This window comes from Paracoccus onubensis (assembly GCF_003591515.1).
GTDB classification, from domain to species: domain Bacteria; phylum Pseudomonadota; class Alphaproteobacteria; order Rhodobacterales; family Rhodobacteraceae; genus Paracoccus; species Paracoccus onubensis.
In genome coordinates, this window is the sequence record NZ_QZCG01000001.1 from 11,564 (window position 1) to 27,332 (window position 15,769).

Annotated in this window: 13 protein-coding genes; 9 read left to right on the forward strand and 4 right to left on the reverse strand. The window is 62.1% G+C overall.

The window, feature by feature from the left end; all coding sequences use genetic code 11:
* Positions 1 to 247 precede the first annotated feature (247 nt).
* From D3P04_RS00060 to D3P04_RS00070, 3 genes are read right to left on the reverse strand one after another with little or no spacing between them, the layout of a single operon-like run.
* Positions 248 to 2,485 carry a xanthine dehydrogenase family protein molybdopterin-binding subunit gene (locus D3P04_RS00060; protein WP_119744702.1) on the reverse strand — a complete coding sequence of 746 codons (2,238 nt, stop codon included), beginning with the start codon at positions 2,483 to 2,485 and terminating at the stop codon, positions 248 to 250.
* Positions 2,478 to 3,512 carry an FAD binding domain-containing protein gene (locus D3P04_RS00065; protein WP_119744703.1) on the reverse strand — a complete coding sequence of 345 codons (1,035 nt, stop codon included), beginning with the start codon at positions 3,510 to 3,512 and terminating at the stop codon, positions 2,478 to 2,480. Before D3P04_RS00065 ends, D3P04_RS00060 begins: the two co-directional genes overlap by 8 nt.
* Entirely contained in the window at positions 3,509 to 3,997 is a 489-nt protein-coding gene (locus tag D3P04_RS00070; protein ID WP_119744705.1) for a (2Fe-2S)-binding protein, read from the reverse strand. Before D3P04_RS00070 ends, D3P04_RS00065 begins: the two co-directional genes overlap by 4 nt.
* Before the next feature lie 112 nt (positions 3,998 to 4,109).
* Here D3P04_RS00070 and D3P04_RS00075 point away from each other — a divergent pair, with 112 nt between their 5' ends.
* From D3P04_RS00075 to D3P04_RS00115, 9 genes are all read left to right on the forward strand, one after another.
* On the forward strand, positions 4,110 to 4,649 hold the full coding sequence (locus D3P04_RS00075) for a TetR/AcrR family transcriptional regulator (protein WP_119744707.1): 540 nt from the start codon (positions 4,110 to 4,112) through the stop codon (positions 4,647 to 4,649).
* Between the two features lie 255 nt (positions 4,650 to 4,904).
* Positions 4,905 to 6,293, forward strand: a complete 1,389-nt coding sequence (locus tag D3P04_RS00080) for an ammonium transporter (protein ID WP_119744709.1) — start codon at positions 4,905 to 4,907, stop codon at positions 6,291 to 6,293.
* Between the two features lie 362 nt (positions 6,294 to 6,655).
* Entirely contained in the window at positions 6,656 to 7,501 is an 846-nt protein-coding gene (locus D3P04_RS00085) for an ABC transporter permease subunit (protein ID WP_119744711.1), read from the forward strand.
* Positions 7,498 to 8,190 carry an ABC transporter ATP-binding protein gene (locus D3P04_RS00090; protein ID WP_119744713.1) on the forward strand — a complete coding sequence of 231 codons (693 nt, stop codon included), beginning with the start codon at positions 7,498 to 7,500 and terminating at the stop codon, positions 8,188 to 8,190. Before D3P04_RS00085 ends, D3P04_RS00090 begins: the two co-directional genes overlap by 4 nt.
* An 80-nt stretch (positions 8,191 to 8,270) precedes the next feature.
* Positions 8,271 to 9,254 carry an NrtA/SsuA/CpmA family ABC transporter substrate-binding protein gene (locus tag D3P04_RS00095; protein WP_119744715.1) on the forward strand — a complete coding sequence of 328 codons (984 nt, stop codon included), beginning with the start codon at positions 8,271 to 8,273 and terminating at the stop codon, positions 9,252 to 9,254.
* A gap of 3 nt (positions 9,255 to 9,257) precedes the next feature.
* Entirely contained in the window at positions 9,258 to 10,613 is a 1,356-nt protein-coding gene (locus D3P04_RS00100; RefSeq protein WP_119744717.1) for an NtaA/DmoA family FMN-dependent monooxygenase, read from the forward strand.
* Between the two features lies 1 nt (position 10,614).
* Positions 10,615 to 11,859 (forward strand): acyl-CoA dehydrogenase family protein, encoded by a 1,245-nt coding sequence (locus tag D3P04_RS00105; RefSeq protein ID WP_182912677.1) that lies wholly within the window; start codon positions 10,615 to 10,617, stop codon positions 11,857 to 11,859.
* 177 nt (positions 11,860 to 12,036) lie between these two features.
* Complete coding sequence (locus tag D3P04_RS00110) at positions 12,037 to 13,638, forward strand: rhodanese-like domain-containing protein (protein WP_119744721.1); 1,602 nt, start codon at positions 12,037 to 12,039, stop codon at positions 13,636 to 13,638.
* A 192-nt stretch (positions 13,639 to 13,830) separates the two neighbouring features.
* A complete protein-coding gene (locus tag D3P04_RS00115; RefSeq protein ID WP_119744723.1) occupies positions 13,831 to 14,997 on the forward strand; it encodes an alpha/beta hydrolase in 1,167 nt (388 codons plus the stop codon).
* Between the two features lie 28 nt (positions 14,998 to 15,025).
* Here the strand turns inward: D3P04_RS00115 and D3P04_RS00120 are convergent, their stop codons facing one another.
* Positions 15,026 to 15,727 carry a GntR family transcriptional regulator gene (locus D3P04_RS00120; protein WP_119744725.1) on the reverse strand — a complete coding sequence of 234 codons (702 nt, stop codon included), beginning with the start codon at positions 15,725 to 15,727 and terminating at the stop codon, positions 15,026 to 15,028.
* Between the last annotated feature and the right edge of the window lie 42 nt (positions 15,728 to 15,769).

The following is a 15,769-nucleotide window of genomic DNA, read 5'->3' on the forward strand; positions in this document are numbered from 1 at the left end:
CGCCCGCCCAGCTCCCCCTCCCTCTGCTTCTTCTTTGTCCAAATACCTCGGGGGTCGCCGGCGGGTCGCGCCATTGGCTCAAAAGACCTGCCGGCGACGGGCAGCGCCCCGGCCATCGCGGGACGCAAATGACCGGCGGCTCCGGTTCAATGCAACACGCTCCAGGCTCGATTGCCATTCCCTGCATCGTCGAACCACGCGATCAGTATGATCTGCAAATCGCGTGGATTTCAAGTGAAGGAGCCAGTCAGATCAGGCTCTCCGGATGGATCGGAAAGCGCTTTGGCCGTATGCCGGTGGCGTGCCAGACGGCATTGGCGATCGCGCCGACGGTTCCCGTAACGCCCAGCTCTCCCACGCCCTTGATGCCAAGCGAGTTCACGAAGGGATCGTCCTCATGCACCGTCAGGGCTTCGATCATGGGCACATCGGCATTGACGGGGATATGGTAGCCGGCAAGATCGGCATTGGTGAAACGCCCGGTCCGGACGTCGTGGATCGCCTCTTCCTGCAGGGCGAAGCCGATGCCCCAGATCATGCCGCCCAAAAGCTGACTGCGGGCCAGATGCGGGTTGACGATCCGTCCCGCCGCAAAGGCCCCGATCAGGCGGCTTACGCGGACCTGTCCCAGATCCGGATCGACCAGCACTTCGGCAAAGACACCGCCATGCGAGAACATGGCCCGTTCCGGCTCGCCTTCCCGTGCGCCCTTGCCTTCGCCCCGCAGAAGGTCAAGACCCGCGCGGGCCAGGATGTCTTCATAGGCTTCGGATCGGGTATCGTCGTCGTTGCGGTAAAGCCTGCCGCCGCGTGCCGTTACGCCTGCGTTATCCGCGCCGAACAGGGGCGAGGCGGGATCGTTTAACGCAAGCTCTGCCAGTTGGCGTATCGTGTCGGCGCCCGCATTGAACAGCGCGGTTCCCGCCGTGGCGGTATGCCCCGAGCCTCCTGCCACTCCGGCATCCGGCAGATTGGACTGCCCCGAGCGGAATTCCAGCCGGTCGATATCGATGCCAAGCCCGTCCGCCGCAATCTGCGCCAGCGAGGTCCATGCGCCCTGACCCATATCCGCGGCAGATGTCTCGACCACGGCGGAACCGTCGGCGCGCAATGTCGCATGGGCCGCGGCCTGAAACATCGGGCACGGGAATTGTGCCGTGCCCATGCCCCAGCCTTTCAGCAATCGGCCCTGTTTCATACTGCCGGGTTCCAGCGGCCGGTCCTGCCATCCGAACGCCTCGGCGGCCTGTGCGTAGCATTCGCGCAAAGCCTTCGACGAGAATTGCATGCCGGTCGCGGGGTCCGTCTCGGCGTAGTTCCTAAGCCGGAATTCCAGCGGGTCGAAACCCAAGGCATAGGCAGCATCATCGATCGCCACCTCCAGCGCGGCTGATCCGGTCGCTTCACCCGGTGCACGCATCGGGCCGGGCGTGCCGGTATCTGCGCGGATGCCCGCATGGGTGGTGCGAAGTGCGGTTGTGGCATAGACGCTGTGCGAGGCATTCGAGGCGTTTTCGATGAAGTCATCGAAACTGGAGGCCACAGCAATGGTGTGATGTTCCAATGCCGCGATATGTCCCCTGGTATCCACATCCAGTTTCAATGTCTGGCGCGTCGCAGGACGGTGGCCGACCGGCCCATACATCTGATCGCGACGCAGGGCGAGTTTGATGGGACGATCCAGATCCTTCGCCGCAAGCGCGACCAGAAGTTGCGCGCCGAACAGGATCGCTTTTGACCCAAAGCCGCCACCCAGAAACGGGCTGCGGATCAGGATATGCGCGGGATTGACCCCCAGATAGGCGGCGAAGCTTTGCTTTGCCAGACCGATCGCCTGGTTCGGGGTATCGATTTCAAGCCTGTCCCCGGTCCATTGGGCCGTGATTGCGTGGGGCTCAAGCGCATTGTGATACTGGGCGGGCGTTTCGATCACCGTTTCGAAATGCCGCGCCGCACCGGTACGGGCAGCATCGATATCGCCGACCTCCAGCGATGGCGGGCGGCCTATACTGATCGTTTCGGGCTGGAACGGAACCCCGCCATCAAGACCGATGCGCGGAGTGTCGGCGTCATAGCGCGGCGCAAGCAGATGCGAGCCTTCGGTTGCCGCCTCCAGCGTTTCGGCCACGACAAGCGCGATCGGCTGCCCGGCATAGCGGACGGTATCATCCTGAAGCGCCTCGGTCCGCCATGCGAAACCGTGGATCTTCTCGTCCGGGCTGACGGCAAGGTCGGGGCGGTTCGCGGGCGTATAGACCTTTACCACGCCGGGATGCGCTTCCGCCGCCGCCGTGTCCAGATGCGTCACGCGGCCCCGCGCGATGCCTGCTGTGGCGGTGACGGCATGCAGCACGCCCTCGGGGCGATTGTCGGCGGCATAGGTCGCGCGGCCCGTGACCTTCAGCACCCCGTCGCGGCGGGTCATGGACTGCCCGGCATTGGAGCCAAGGCGAACATGGCCCTGAATATTCATGACATCAGCCATTGCAATCTCCTTCGAAAACCGAGGCGGGCAAAGCGGGCAGCCGGTCCGGCGTGCCTGCCGCCGCGCGGGTCAATGCGCGGATTGCGATACGGCGGGCCAGCGTGATCTTGGCGCGATTGTCGCCAGAGGGTGCAGCGCCTTCGAGAGCAAGATCGGCAGCGCGGGCAAAGGCTTCCTCGGTCGGGGATTGGTCCGCCAGCGCTTTTTCCGCAGTGCGGGCGCGCCACGGACGGGCGGCGACACCGCCAAGCGCCAGACGGGCCTGCACGATCCTGCCATCCTGTATTTCCAGCGCCGCTGCGGCGGAGACGATGGCAAAGGCGAAAGAGGTCCGTTCCCGCAGTTTCACGTAACGGGCGTTGCGCGCCATGCCGCCGGAATCCGGCAGGCGGATATGGGTGATGATTTCACCCGATTGCAGGGGCGCCGGACCCGTGCCATTTGCGTCGGGCAGGGGATGAAAGCTTTCCATTGGCACTTCGCGCAGGCCATCGGGGCCGGTGATCTCGACCACCGCGTCATAGGCCGCCAGCGCCACGCACAGATCCGACGGATGCGTGGCGATGCAGGCTTCTGTCCAGCCCAGAACCGCGTGATTGCGCGTTTCGCCGCCGATGGCAGCGCAGCCGCTGCCGGGCTCGCGCCGGTTGCAGGGCGACAGCGGATCCTGAAAATAGCTGCACCGCGTCTGCTGCATGATGTTGCCGCCGGTGCTGGCCGCGTTCCGAAGCTGCGCCGAAGCGCCGGACAGCAGCGCCTCGGCCACTGCCGGGAATCGCGACAGGATAACAGGGTGCCGCGCCAGATCGGCGTTGCGGACCATCGCGCCGATCCGCAACCCGCCGTCATGTTCCTCGATATCATGAAGGGGCAGGCGCGTGATGTCGATCAACCGGGTGGGATTGACCACCCCGATCTTCATCAGATCCAGCAGATTCGTGCCTCCGGCGAGGATCGCGCCATCCTCGGTTGCGGCGCTCATCGCGGCATCCAGCGTCTCGGCCCGCGTATATTCGAACAGATTCATGCCGCGTCCTCCCGGTTCATGGCACGGGTGGCCTTTAACACCGCCTCGGTGATGCCGGCATAGGCGGCGCAGCGGCAAAGATTCCCGCTCATGCCTTCGCGCACGCGTTCGGGGTCAAGGCCGGCTTCGCCTTCGGCGATCAGTGCCACGGCCGACATGATCTGACCGGGCGTGCAATAACCGCATTGGAAACCGTCGGCTTCGATGAAGGCGGCCTGCACGGGATGCAGAAGCTCGCCCTGTGCCAGCCCTTCCACTGTGGTGATTTCGGCCCCGTCATAGGACAACGCCAGGGCGAGGCAGGAATTGATGCGCCGGCCGTCGATCAGCACGGTGCAGGCGCCGCATTGACCGCGATCGCAGCCCTTCTTCGTGCCGGTAAGACCGATCCGTTCTCTCAGGACATCCAGAAGTGTGGCGCGGGGGTCGTCTATCGGAATATCCTGCGATGTTCCGTTTATGGTCAGGTTCAGTATTTGTGTCATCTTTCCCTCTTTGGCGATAAGCTGGTGGGGAAGTCCGGCCGGTACGGCCACGGAGATGAATATACGGAGGGAGCCTCCGTTTTGCAAGAACGAAGGAAGCGCAGACGAGAAAATGTGCAAGCTGACGCCGAAACCAAGGAAACCACGTGCCGATCAGATTCGCAATCGCGAGCGGTTGCTGGAGGCCGCGCGCAAGGTATTCCGTTCCGACAACGGCAGCCTTGAGGCCGTGGCGCGGCAGGCAGAGGTCGGCATCGGCACGCTTTATCGTCATTTCCCGACGCGCGAGGCACTGTTCCAGGCCGTCTATGCCCGCGAGGTCGCGGCGCTGGAGGCGCAGGCGCAGCTGGGCGAACTGGCGGCCTGGATGAAGGCGGCGCTAGAGATGATGGCGACCAAGGGCGGCATGGTCGCGGCGCTTGAACCCGTGCTGGACAAGGACGCGCCGTTTTTTACCGAGCAATCGGCACGGATGGGCGCCGCAGTGGGCCGTCTGCGCGATCAGGCGGTGGCGGCCGGAGAATTACGGCCCGATGTCACTGCCGAGGATCTGATGCGCGTGCTTCTTGGCCTCAGCTATGGCCCCGGTGCGGATGCATCGCGTTCGGGGCTGCTGCTGGAGGTGTTTCTCGACGGGCTCAAACCGGAGTGAAAGCCTGGAAAATTGGCAGCTTGAAACCTCATGCCCTCTGGGCCGCTGTGGATTTTTAATCCGATCATGGATGTGATCCGAAACCCGACAGCAGCAGGTGATTTTTCCGAAGTGAACAAGTTTTCGGCGCAGTGCCCGATATTTCGGCAGCAGCTCAAGTTCTGACAGAAAAGGATATTTACTGTCACGAAAGTTTTTAGCGGAACGGGCTTTCCATAGGATGGTCTGGCGACAGCTTCCAACAAGGATGACGCCATGAACCTCATGAAAGCCTCTGCGGCCGTCTTGCTCGCAATGCTTCCCGCCGCTGTGCAGGCTCAGGAAGCCGCGCCCGATCTGAGCGCCGGCGATACGGCATTTGTCGCCACCTGCGCTCTGATCGTCATGCTGATGATGCTGCCGGGGCTTGGACTTTTTTATGCCGGAATGACGCGCAGCAAGAATGTGCTGTCCGTATTGACCCAGATATTCGCTACGATCGCATTGGTTTGTGTGCTGTGGATCGTCTTTGGCTATTCGCTTGCCTTTGACACCGACACCTCGTTGAACCCGGTGATAGGCGGTACGGCCAAGCTGTTTCTGGCGGCAGTGACTCAGAACGATATGGTGGGTACAATCCCCGAATATCTTTACATCCTGTTCATGATGATGTTCGCGGCCATCACACCGGCGATCATTGTCGGCGCTTTCGCCGAACGGATGAAATTTTCGGCCGTTCTGATCTTCATGGCTCTCTGGCTGACGATTAACTACGTTCCCATGGCCCATATGGCATGGGGTGGCGGATGGGTGTTCGATATTGGCGTCCAGGATTTCGCGGGCGGCAATGTGGTGCATCTGAACGCCGGCATGGCGGCCCTTGTCTGCGCATTGATCATCGGCCCGCGCAAGGGTTACGGCACAGCGATGATGGCGCCTCACAACATGACGATGACCTATGCCGGCGGCGCGATGCTATGGGTCGGCTGGCTTGCCTTTTGCGGCGGTTGCGCATTGGCGGCGAATGGCTACAGCACGCTGATCATGCTGAATACGATGCTGGGTGGCGCAGGTGGCGCGCTTGGATGGATGGCGGTCGAATGGGTTCACCGCAGGAAGCCAAGCACTTTCGGCCTGCTGTCCGGCTGTATCAGCGGATTGGTGGCCATCACGCCGGCCTGTGGTTTCGTCGGCCCCGCGGGTGCCGTCGCCGTCGGCTTGCTGGCCGCGCCGGTCTGTGTCTATGCGGTTGAAAGCGTCAAGCATCGTTTCGGCTATGACGATTCCTTCGATGTCTTTGGCGTGCATGGTGTCGCCGCGGTGGTCGGAGGCGTCCTGACCGTGATTTTCGCCGCCCCCGGCCTTGGCGGTCTCGGCTATCCCGAGGGTCGCGGCATGATGACCCAGATGGTGCCGCAGGTGCTGATCATGGGCTTCAGTATCCTGTTTTCACTGATGACGACATGGGTCGCGCTGAAGATTGCCGATGCGCTGGTCGGTTTGCGTGTCAGCGAAGATGACGAACTCGAAGGTCTGGATACGGCTACCCACGGAGAGGTCGGTTACCGGCTGGGCGATGGCGTCTATGCGGGTGCGGCTGTTCAGCCTTTGACTGATGATCATAGCCGCGTGACGACTTCCTCGGTGGTTACGCAGACCGTCTGATCCGGGTTGCAGACAGAGAGGCAGGGCCGGGCGGTTACCGTCCGGCCCTTCGGTATTCATAAGGCTTTTTCCGACCTTGCAGGCTGAACGCGGATCTGCCGCGGGGCCTGATCTTTCTTGCGGATATCGTGCCGGTTTTCGATATCTCGCACCGCCGGGATTTCCACCTGCCCGACGCCACGCAGGCATGATCCGGGTCATCCTGAAAAATCGCATCCACTGTTTTTCTGACGCGCCATAGGAAAAACTTCTCTCCGTGTCGTGATCTTTAGAATGGTCAGTCCCGGATCGATGGACAATAATAACGACCAATTTAGTCGTGATATATTTCACTCGAATAAACCCCATTGAAAGGAGAAGCGATGACCATCGAATTGCTGAACCGGGAAGCCCTGAAGCCTGCCGTTCAGGAGCATATTCCGCGCCCGGCAGCAACGGAAGCGCAGCTTCAACTGTTATCCTGGGCCGCGCCGGTGGCGATTCTGCTGGCGTGGGAAGTGGCAAGCCGGGCGGGGCTGATCGCACCGCAGGTATTGCCCGCCCCCAGTTCTGTCGCTGGAACCGCGTGGCGGCTGACCGTATCGGGCGATCTTTTCAAGCATCTGGGGGCCAGCCTTCTGCGCGCGGCCATCGGGTTTGCAATCGGGGGCGCGATCGGCTTTGCGCTGGGGGTTCTTGTCGGCTTCTCACGCGTGGCCGAGGCGTCGCTTGACAGATCCATCCAGATGATCCGGGCGATTCCGTTTCTGGCGCTGCTGCCTCTGGTAATCGTCTGGTTCGGAGTGGACGAAAGCGGCAAGATCTTCCTTGTCTCGCTGGCAGTGCTGTTTCCCATCTATATCAATACCGTGCTGGGCATACGGCAGGTGGATCCAAAACTGCTGGAACTTGGCCGCGTGACCGGGCTTTCCCGGATGAAAACCATCCGCAAGATCATCCTGCCGGGCGCGATGCCGTCGATTCTGACCGGTGTGCGCTATGCGCTGGCAACCGCGTGGCTGGCGCTGGTCGTCGCGGAAACGGTGGCGACAACAAGCGGCATCGGCTTTCTGGCCATGGACGCGCGGGAGTTTCTGCAAACCGACGTCATCGTTCTGGCCATTCTGATCTATGCGGTGATCGGCATCAGTGCCGACGGGCTGGCCCGGTTTCTGGAGCGGAAGCTGCTTGCCTGGCATCCCAATTATGCGAAAGAGGGCCGAAAATGACTACCGACACCGCTGTGATCGTCCGCAACCTGCGCCGCAGCTATGGCGAGCGTGTGGTGATCGACGGATTGGATCTGACGATCCGCAAAGGCGAGTTCGTGGCGCTTCTGGGCGAAAGCGGCTGCGGGAAAACGACATTGCTTCGCGCCCTGGCGGGCCTTGATCCCGTGAATGGCGGGCAAATCGACGGGCCGAAGCAGCCGGCGGTCGTTTTTCAGGAACACAGGCTGCTGCCCTGGGCCAGCCTGTGGGAGAATGTCACGCTTGGGGTGGATACCGCACAGGGCCGCAAACAGGCCGAGGCTGCGCTGGGCGAGGTGGGTCTTGCGGGCCGCGAAGAGGATTGGCCGCGCAACCTGTCGGGCGGTCAGGCGCAGCGGGTGGCGCTGGCCCGCGCTTTGGTGCGGGAGCCGCAGTTGATGCTGCTGGACGAACCCTTCGCCGCCTTGGACGCACTGACCCGGATCAAGATGCATGTCCTGATCCGCGAACTGGTCGCCCGGCACAGGCCCGGGGTGTTGCTGGTCACGCATGACGTGGATGAGGCCATCGCGATCGCCGACCGGATTCTTGTCATGCGGAACGGCGGTATCGCGGCCAGCTATCTGACCGCGGATATTGCTCCGCCGAAGCTGCGTGAAACATTGCTGCAGGAACTTGGCGTCGAAAGCGATAGCCGTGCGGCCTGATTTGAACCGGATTCATTGAATAATTGCAGGACGCCCCCGGGGCGTTTGCCTGCAGTTCGCCAAAACTCAAGGAGACTGACATGGCCTTCACCCTGAACCGCCGTCACCTGATCGGGGCCGGTGCTGCGCTTGGCGCGGCCTCGGTCCTGCCCGGCTTATCCCTTGCCCGCGCCACCGACACGGTCCGGGTGGGCTGGGGCAAGGGCAGCATCACCCAGATTTCCCTTCAACGGGGCGAGTTCGAGAAGAACCTGAAGGACAAGGGGATCAAAGTGGAATGGGTCGGCCCCTTTCCAAACCACGCCCCATCCCTGCAGGCCGTAGTCGGCGGCAGTGCCGATTTTGGCTTCTGGGGATCCACCACGCCCGCGCTTGCCGCGATCATCGCGGGTTCGCCGCTGGTTTTCACCCAATTCCTGGTTTACGGGCCGCGTTCGACCGCGATCATCGTGAAAAAGGACAGCGGCATCGACAATGTTCAGGATCTGGCGGGCAAGCGCATTGCCGTCAATCGCTCGGGGCTGGGCGAATTCCTTGCGGTCGCGGCACTGGAGCAGAACAACGTTCCGCGCGACAGCGTCGAGTTCGTCTATCTGAACCCGCCGGATGCCGCGCCTGCTTTTGGGCAGGGAAAGGTTGACGCCTGGTCGATGTGGTCGCCCGGCGTCGATATCGCGCGGGATAAATTCGACGCCAAGGATATCTTCTTTGAAGGAACCGATCTCGATTACCTGATCGACTATTCGTCGCTCGTGTCGCTGCGCAGCTTTGCCGAGGAGAATGGCGAACTGGTCCGCGAAGTCATCGATGCCTTCAAGATCGAAGGCGATTGGATGTCCGAGAACCCCGAGGAATCCGAAAAGATGATCCAGAAAGAGGCGGGCTATAACGACGCCGTGCGCGATCACCTTGCCGCGCTGAAGCGTCGCAATGTCTTTTACGAAGCCGACGACCCGGCCTTTCTGAGCGATTTCCAACGCGCCGCGGATTGGCTGGTCGAGCGTAAAATTCTGCCGCAACCGATTTCCGTCGCCGATCATGTCGTGCGCGTTCCAGGAGTGTGAACCATGAAAAAACATGTCCGACTGGGCGTAAACGTGCTGGCCTCGGGCAGGCATGACGCCGCATGGAAGAAACTGCCCGATGCGGCGCAGCTTTCCACCGATATCGACACATTCGCCCGCATCGCAAAGATCGCCGAGCGGGGCAGGATCGATGCGCTGTTCCTTGCGGATGGCCCCGGCGGGCTGGTCGAGGAAAGCTTCACCCGCCCCTGGCGCGCGCTGGATCCGGTGGCGCTGCTTTCGGCGCTTAGTCAGCAGACACAGTCTATCGGGCTGGTCGCGACCACATCAACCATTTTCGGCCATCCCTATGTGGTTGCGCGTCAGATCGCTTCACTCGATCATGTCTCCAGAGGGCGGGCGGCCTGGAACATCATCACCAGCCAGACGCCCGTGGCGCTCGCGGCTTATGGGATAGACAAGGGCTTCGGTCAGGATGAGCGCTATATCCGCGCCGATGAATTCGCGCAGATCGTCACCGGCCTCTGGTCCTCGCTTCCGCAAGAGGCGATCCTGTGCGATGCCGACCGCAATATCTTTGTTGATGTGGACCGAACGCGGCCCATCGATGTGCAGGGGCGGCACTTCCGCAGCCGCGGCAGCCTGTCGGCGCCGGTGGGGCCGCAGGGGCGGCCGGTCATTTTTCAGGCCGGGCAATCCGAAGACAGCAAAGCCTTCGGGGCAAAATGGGCCGACGCCCTGTTCACCGGGCAGCGGACCATCGACGGCGCGCAGAAATTCTATGGCGATGTCAAGGCGCTGGCGCGGGCAAACGGCCGCGATCCATCGCAGCTTCTGGTGATGCCCGGGCTGTTTCCGATCCTTGGCGGCACCGAGGAAGAGGCGCTTCGCCGCAAGGATGATCTTGATGCGGGGCTGGATATCGCCTTTCTGCATAGTGAACTTGCGCGTCACTTCGCGCTGGATCCCGATGATCTTCCGCTGGACCGGGTTCTGCCTTTCCACCTGATCGATACGCGCGAACCGCATGTCCCCATCGCGTCGCGCTGGCCGCGCAAGCAGATCCTGTCCGAAGCCCGCCCTGCCAACTGGACGGCGCGGCAGGCAGCATTGTCGAACATTATCGGCGGGCACCGAATGATCGTCGGCACGCCCGAGCAGGTGGCCGAAAATATTCTGCATTGGATCGACAATGGCGCGGCGGACGGGTTCAATCTGAACATAGATATCCAGACCTCGGGCCTTGAAGACCTTGTGGACGGGCTGATTCCCGTGCTGCAGCGCGCGGGCCGCTTCCGCACCGAATATGAAGGGCAGACCCTGCGGGATCACCTTGGCCTTGCGCCATTTGTCGACCAGCGCGACCTGCCCCCCATCCGCGTCAGAACGGAGGTCTGAGATGCTGCGCGAAACCTTCCCCCGAACCGAGGCCGTGCCTGCCTCTGTGCCTGACTGGTCATCGGTGACCCATCATCTGGGATTCGCACCGGTCTTTGACCGCTTCGCCGCAGGCGCGGCAGAGCGCGATACCGGTCGTCATCTGATCTTCGACGAAACGAAAGAGCTGAAACGTCTGGGCTTCGGCGCTTTGCGGATCGATCTGGAGGACCGCGCTTCCCTGACGCTGCCCGAATTTTTCCCTGTCGTGCGCGATCTCGCGGCGGCCGATCCGAATATCGCCCATGTGTTCCGCAATCACTTCTTTGCCGTCGAAACCCATCGCCGGACCCCTCGCGCGCGGTTTTCCAACCGGGTTCTGGGACTGGCTCGCGAAGGTGCGATGTTCGGTGTGGCCTTTAACGAGGTCAGCAAGAATCCGGCAGGAGGCGTGAACTATCTTCCATCTGCCGGGCTTGAACCGGATGGCGACGGTTTCCGCATTTCGGGCACCAAGATCTATTCGACCGGCAATATCTATGCCGATTTCCTGTTCGCATCGGCGGTCGATGCCGATGGCGAGGCCCGGCAATTCTTCATTCCAACCAGTGCGGAAGGTGTGCTGCTGGAAGATGACTGGGATGGTTTCGGCCAGAAGCTGACCGGGTCGGGCAAGACGGTGTTCGACCGGGTCCGGGTCGACAGCTCTGATCTTTACGACCTTTCGCAGCGTGGCCCCGATGAACCGTTTCTTTACGGCTATACGTTCCATCAGATCTATCTGACCACGATCATCTCGGGGATCGTCGACCGTATCCTGCGTGACGCGGTGGACCTGATCCGGGCCCGCAAGCGGAATTTCTATCATGCGCTGCACGACCATCCTTCGGAAGAGCCCGAATTGCAGTCCGTCGTCGGCCGGATCGCGGCATACCGGGCGGCCATCGGTGCAGTAACCGAGCGTGCCGCCGCTGCGTTGGACCGCGCATGGGCAGGGGCCGAGGGGCCGGATGCCGGGGAGCTGTCGATATCCGCCTCGATCGCCGCTGCCGAAGCCAAGGTCGTCACCGATGAGACCGCGGCGGTGCTGGCCAGCCTGCTGATCGATGTGTCCAGCGGAAGCGGAGTCAGCGCTTCACGCGCGCTGGACCGGCACTGGCGCAATATCAAGGTCATCTCGGCGCATAATCCGCGTGTCTATAAAGAGCGTATTCTCGGAGACCATTACCTGAACGGCACGGCACCCCCGACCGGGGCCTTCTTCTGAGAAATTGCAGATCGCATGATGCCCCTCGCTGCAGCATCACCTTGCCGGGGCGAGGGGATCGGATTTGCACCGCCCATCCGCACGCGGTAAGCACTTGTGCCGATATGCCTTTCGTCATTCGCCGGATCGCCCCGGCGGATGAGGTTTCCGTAACTCCAGCCAGATCACGAGCCGTTCATGACCAGAACAATCACTCCCGAAGCCCTGCGTTCCCATTGGTTGAACAACCGCGAGATCGCTCTGATCGATGTCCGGGAGGAATATCCCTATTCGCGGGGCCATGCTTTTTTCGCCCTTTCCGTTCCTCTGAGCGAAATCGAAACCCGGTTGCCTGCCTTGATTCCGCGTCTCGCGGCGCCGGTCGCGGTCATCGACAATGGCGAAGGTTACGCGGAACCCGCCGCCGCGCGGATCGAGGCCCTGGGATATGAGGATGTCGCCATAGTCGACGGCGGGTTGGCCGCTTATGCTGAGCTGGGCGAGATATATATCGACGTGAACGTGCCGTCCAAAGCCTTTGGCGAGCTGGTCGAAACCATCCGGCACACGCCATCGCTTCCCGCCGAAGAGGTCAAACGCATTCTCGAAACCGAAAAGGATATCGTCGTCCTGGATGTCCGGCGGTTCGAGGAGTTCAATACCATGTCGATTCCCGGCGGACAGAGCGCGCCGGGCGGGGAACTGGTCTATCGGGTGAATGATCTGGTCGCGTCGGATGATACCACGGTGATCGTCAACTGCGCGGGACGGACGCGATCGATTATCGGGACCCAAAGTCTGATCAATTCCGGATTGAAGAACCCTGTATATGCATTGCGCAATGGCACGATCGGCTGGACCCTGGCCGGGCAGGAGCTTGCGCATGGCCGGACGGAACGTGCCCGCGCCCCGTCGGCGGCCGGACATGACGTGGCCCGGCGGCAGGCCCGGCAATGGGCGGCGCATGTCGGCGTTCCCGAAATCCCGGCGGCGACGCTTCTGTCCTATCGGGCCGAGGCGGAAAGCCGCACGCTTTATCAGTTCGATGTCCGCACCCCGGAAGAATATGCCGAAGGCCATCCGGCCGGGTTTGCGTCGGCGCCGGGCGGGCAGCTTGTGCAGGCGACGGATGAATGGGTCGGCGTGCGTGGCGCGCGTATCGTGCTTTACGATTCCGATGGGGTCCGCGCGCGCATGACCGCAAGCTGGTTGCATCAGATGGGTTGGGACGTATCGGTTCTGGCGGAAGGCGAAACCCCACCCGCCACCGATGACAGGCCGGTTGTGCCGGATTGGTCGCCTGTCCTGGCGGCGGGGGATCTTGTGACCGCCGACACGGATCTGACGGATGCGGTTTTTGCCGATCTGGCGCGATATGCGGTTTATTCGCGCGGTCATGTTCCCGGAGCCTGGTACATCTCGGGTAATGAACTGGCACGGGATCTGGCGCGGCTGCCGGGGACGGGGCCGATTATCCTGACCTCGCCGGATGGAAACAAGGCCGCCGCCAATCTGGCGGCCGCCCGCGCGGTCACGTCGCGCCCCGTACGGGTTCTGAAAGGTGGAACCGCTGCGTGGAAAGCGCAGGGGTATCCGTTCGAGACCGAAGCCCGGCATGCCTCGGATCCCATCGATGCCTATACGCGCCCCTATGAGGGAACCGATAGTCCCAAAGAGAATATGCGGGCCTATATCGAGTGGGAATTACAGCTGAACGCCCAGATGGCGAATGATGGCGGAATTTCGCGCTTCCGCGTGGTGCGAGGCGAGCCGTCCGATCAGGGCGGGATTGCCGGATAAGCTTTGACGGATCGCACCCTCTGCTGCCTGTTGGCGACATTCCGCAAGGCGATGACGTAAGGTGAGCGGCGTATGGTTGAAATTGCATTTCCTGTGTAGGGGTCATAATGCAGATCGTGGAACTCGATCTTGCCATGCCTCCTCACAGGTTGTTGGCGCTTGTGCAAAAGCCGGCAGCCGGAAAGCGTCGCCATGCATATGAACAGCTCATCTCTCAATGCTCCCCGGATCCATGCGACGGCGGGGTCATCCGGGCGGGCGTGGAAAGCGGTCATCGTCCTCTTGATGGTCCTGTCGGCCTGCGGAGGGCGTCCGGGGCCAGAGACACTTATCCCTGTTGCCAATCCCGGCGCGGGAACCCAGCGCATAACGCTGCTTGCAGTGACGAACCGGACAAAATCCGCCTCGGTGCCCCCTGTTGTCGGCAATGGACGAGGCGTGCCAAGCTACGAGGAATTCACGCTTCAGAACCGTGCTTCGGCTCAGCCCAGCGAAGACGAGCTCCGTCATCCCTCCAAGGACCCGTCCGAGGATTTCGTTACGGTCGGCCGCCGGCTGATGGACAAGCCGCGATTCGAAGCCGAGGTTGCGCAAATGGCCGGCACGGATGACCGGATGATCGCCGTCTTCGTGCATGGTTATAATTACAGCTATCAGGAAGCGGTGTTTCGCCTTGCCCAGTTAAGCGCCGACAGTGACGGCACATCCGTGCCCATCCTCTTTTCCTGGCCATCCGACGGCCGGACGGCCGGCTATCTTTCAGATCGTGATGCCGCCACCTATGCGCGAGACGATCTTGCCGGGCTTCTGACCTCGCTGACCGGCGTCGATCCGGGCCGGCGGGTCGTTGTCATCGGCCACAGCATGGGCGCATGGCTGGTGATGGAGACGCTTCGGCAGTTACGGCTAAAGGGCAGCAACGGCGTGCTTGGACAATTGGAGGTCGTGCTGGCGGCGCCCGATATCGATATGGATGTGTTCCGCAAACAGGCCGATATCGTCGGCCCCATGTCCGCCCCTCTGACTTTGCTCGTTTCGCCCGATGATCGCGTTCTTGCCGCGTCGGGCAGATTGTCGGGCAATCGCATGCGGCTGGGGCGGGCGTCGCTGAACGACCCGGAACTGATTGCGCTTGCCGAGCGGAACGGGATGCGGGTCATGGATATCTCTGCCGCGCCGGGCAGCGATGGGCTGAACCATGATCGCTATGTCGGCTTCGCCGCACGTTATGCGCGACTGGAACAGGATCAGCAGCAGGGGGATGAATTGCGCCGTGCGGGGGTCTATGTTCTGGATACCACGGGCAAGATCCTGTCCGCGCCGTTCAGTGCGGCGGCTACTGTGCTGGGCGGACCATGAAGCCCCGGCGACCGATCGCCCGGCGCGGCTAGGCCAGCGTCACCCTGTAGCTCAGCCTGTCTGTCCGGTAGATGCTGTGGCGTCGTTCGATGGGCCGGCCAAGGATGTCATGCGCAAGCCGTTCCACCTGCAGAAGTGGTGTGCCTTCCACGACCCCGAGGATTTTTGCCTCTTCAGGACCGGCCGGGACGGCGATGATCGTCTCGTCGGCATGCAGCACGATGCAGCCATAAGCCTGCTGGTACAGAACGTATAATGCGCTTGGTAAAGGCGCGCGGCGTTCGAGCCCGGAAAACAGATCCGCCGGCACGACCGCAGTCTCGATTGCGCTGGCGACGCCCTGAAGGCTGCGCACACGGTTGATTTCGATCACCGTCAGGGGTGCGCCCTGCAATGTCTCGCGCTCGACATCGGTTGCCGGACGTTCAAGAAGCCGCTCATCGATCAGTTCGGGCCGGATGACGTCGCCGTTCCGGTTGCGCAGGCGGAAAAAGTTGAACAGCGAACTGTCCGGCGTCCGTGCCGTGACGAAGGTGCCGCGGCCCTGTTCGCGACGCACGATGCCATGCTGCTCCAGCATCATCAGTGCCTTGCGCGCCGTTCCCTGCGAGACGCCGGTTTCGCTGGCAAGCTGGGTTTCGCTTGGAAGCATGCCCCCCGGAAGCACCTCTCCCGAAGCGATTCGCGCGACGATCGTATCGATGACTTTCTGATAGAGCGGAGAACCCATTGGCGATGCCGTCCTTTGTCATTTTTTCCAGTCTAGCATGAG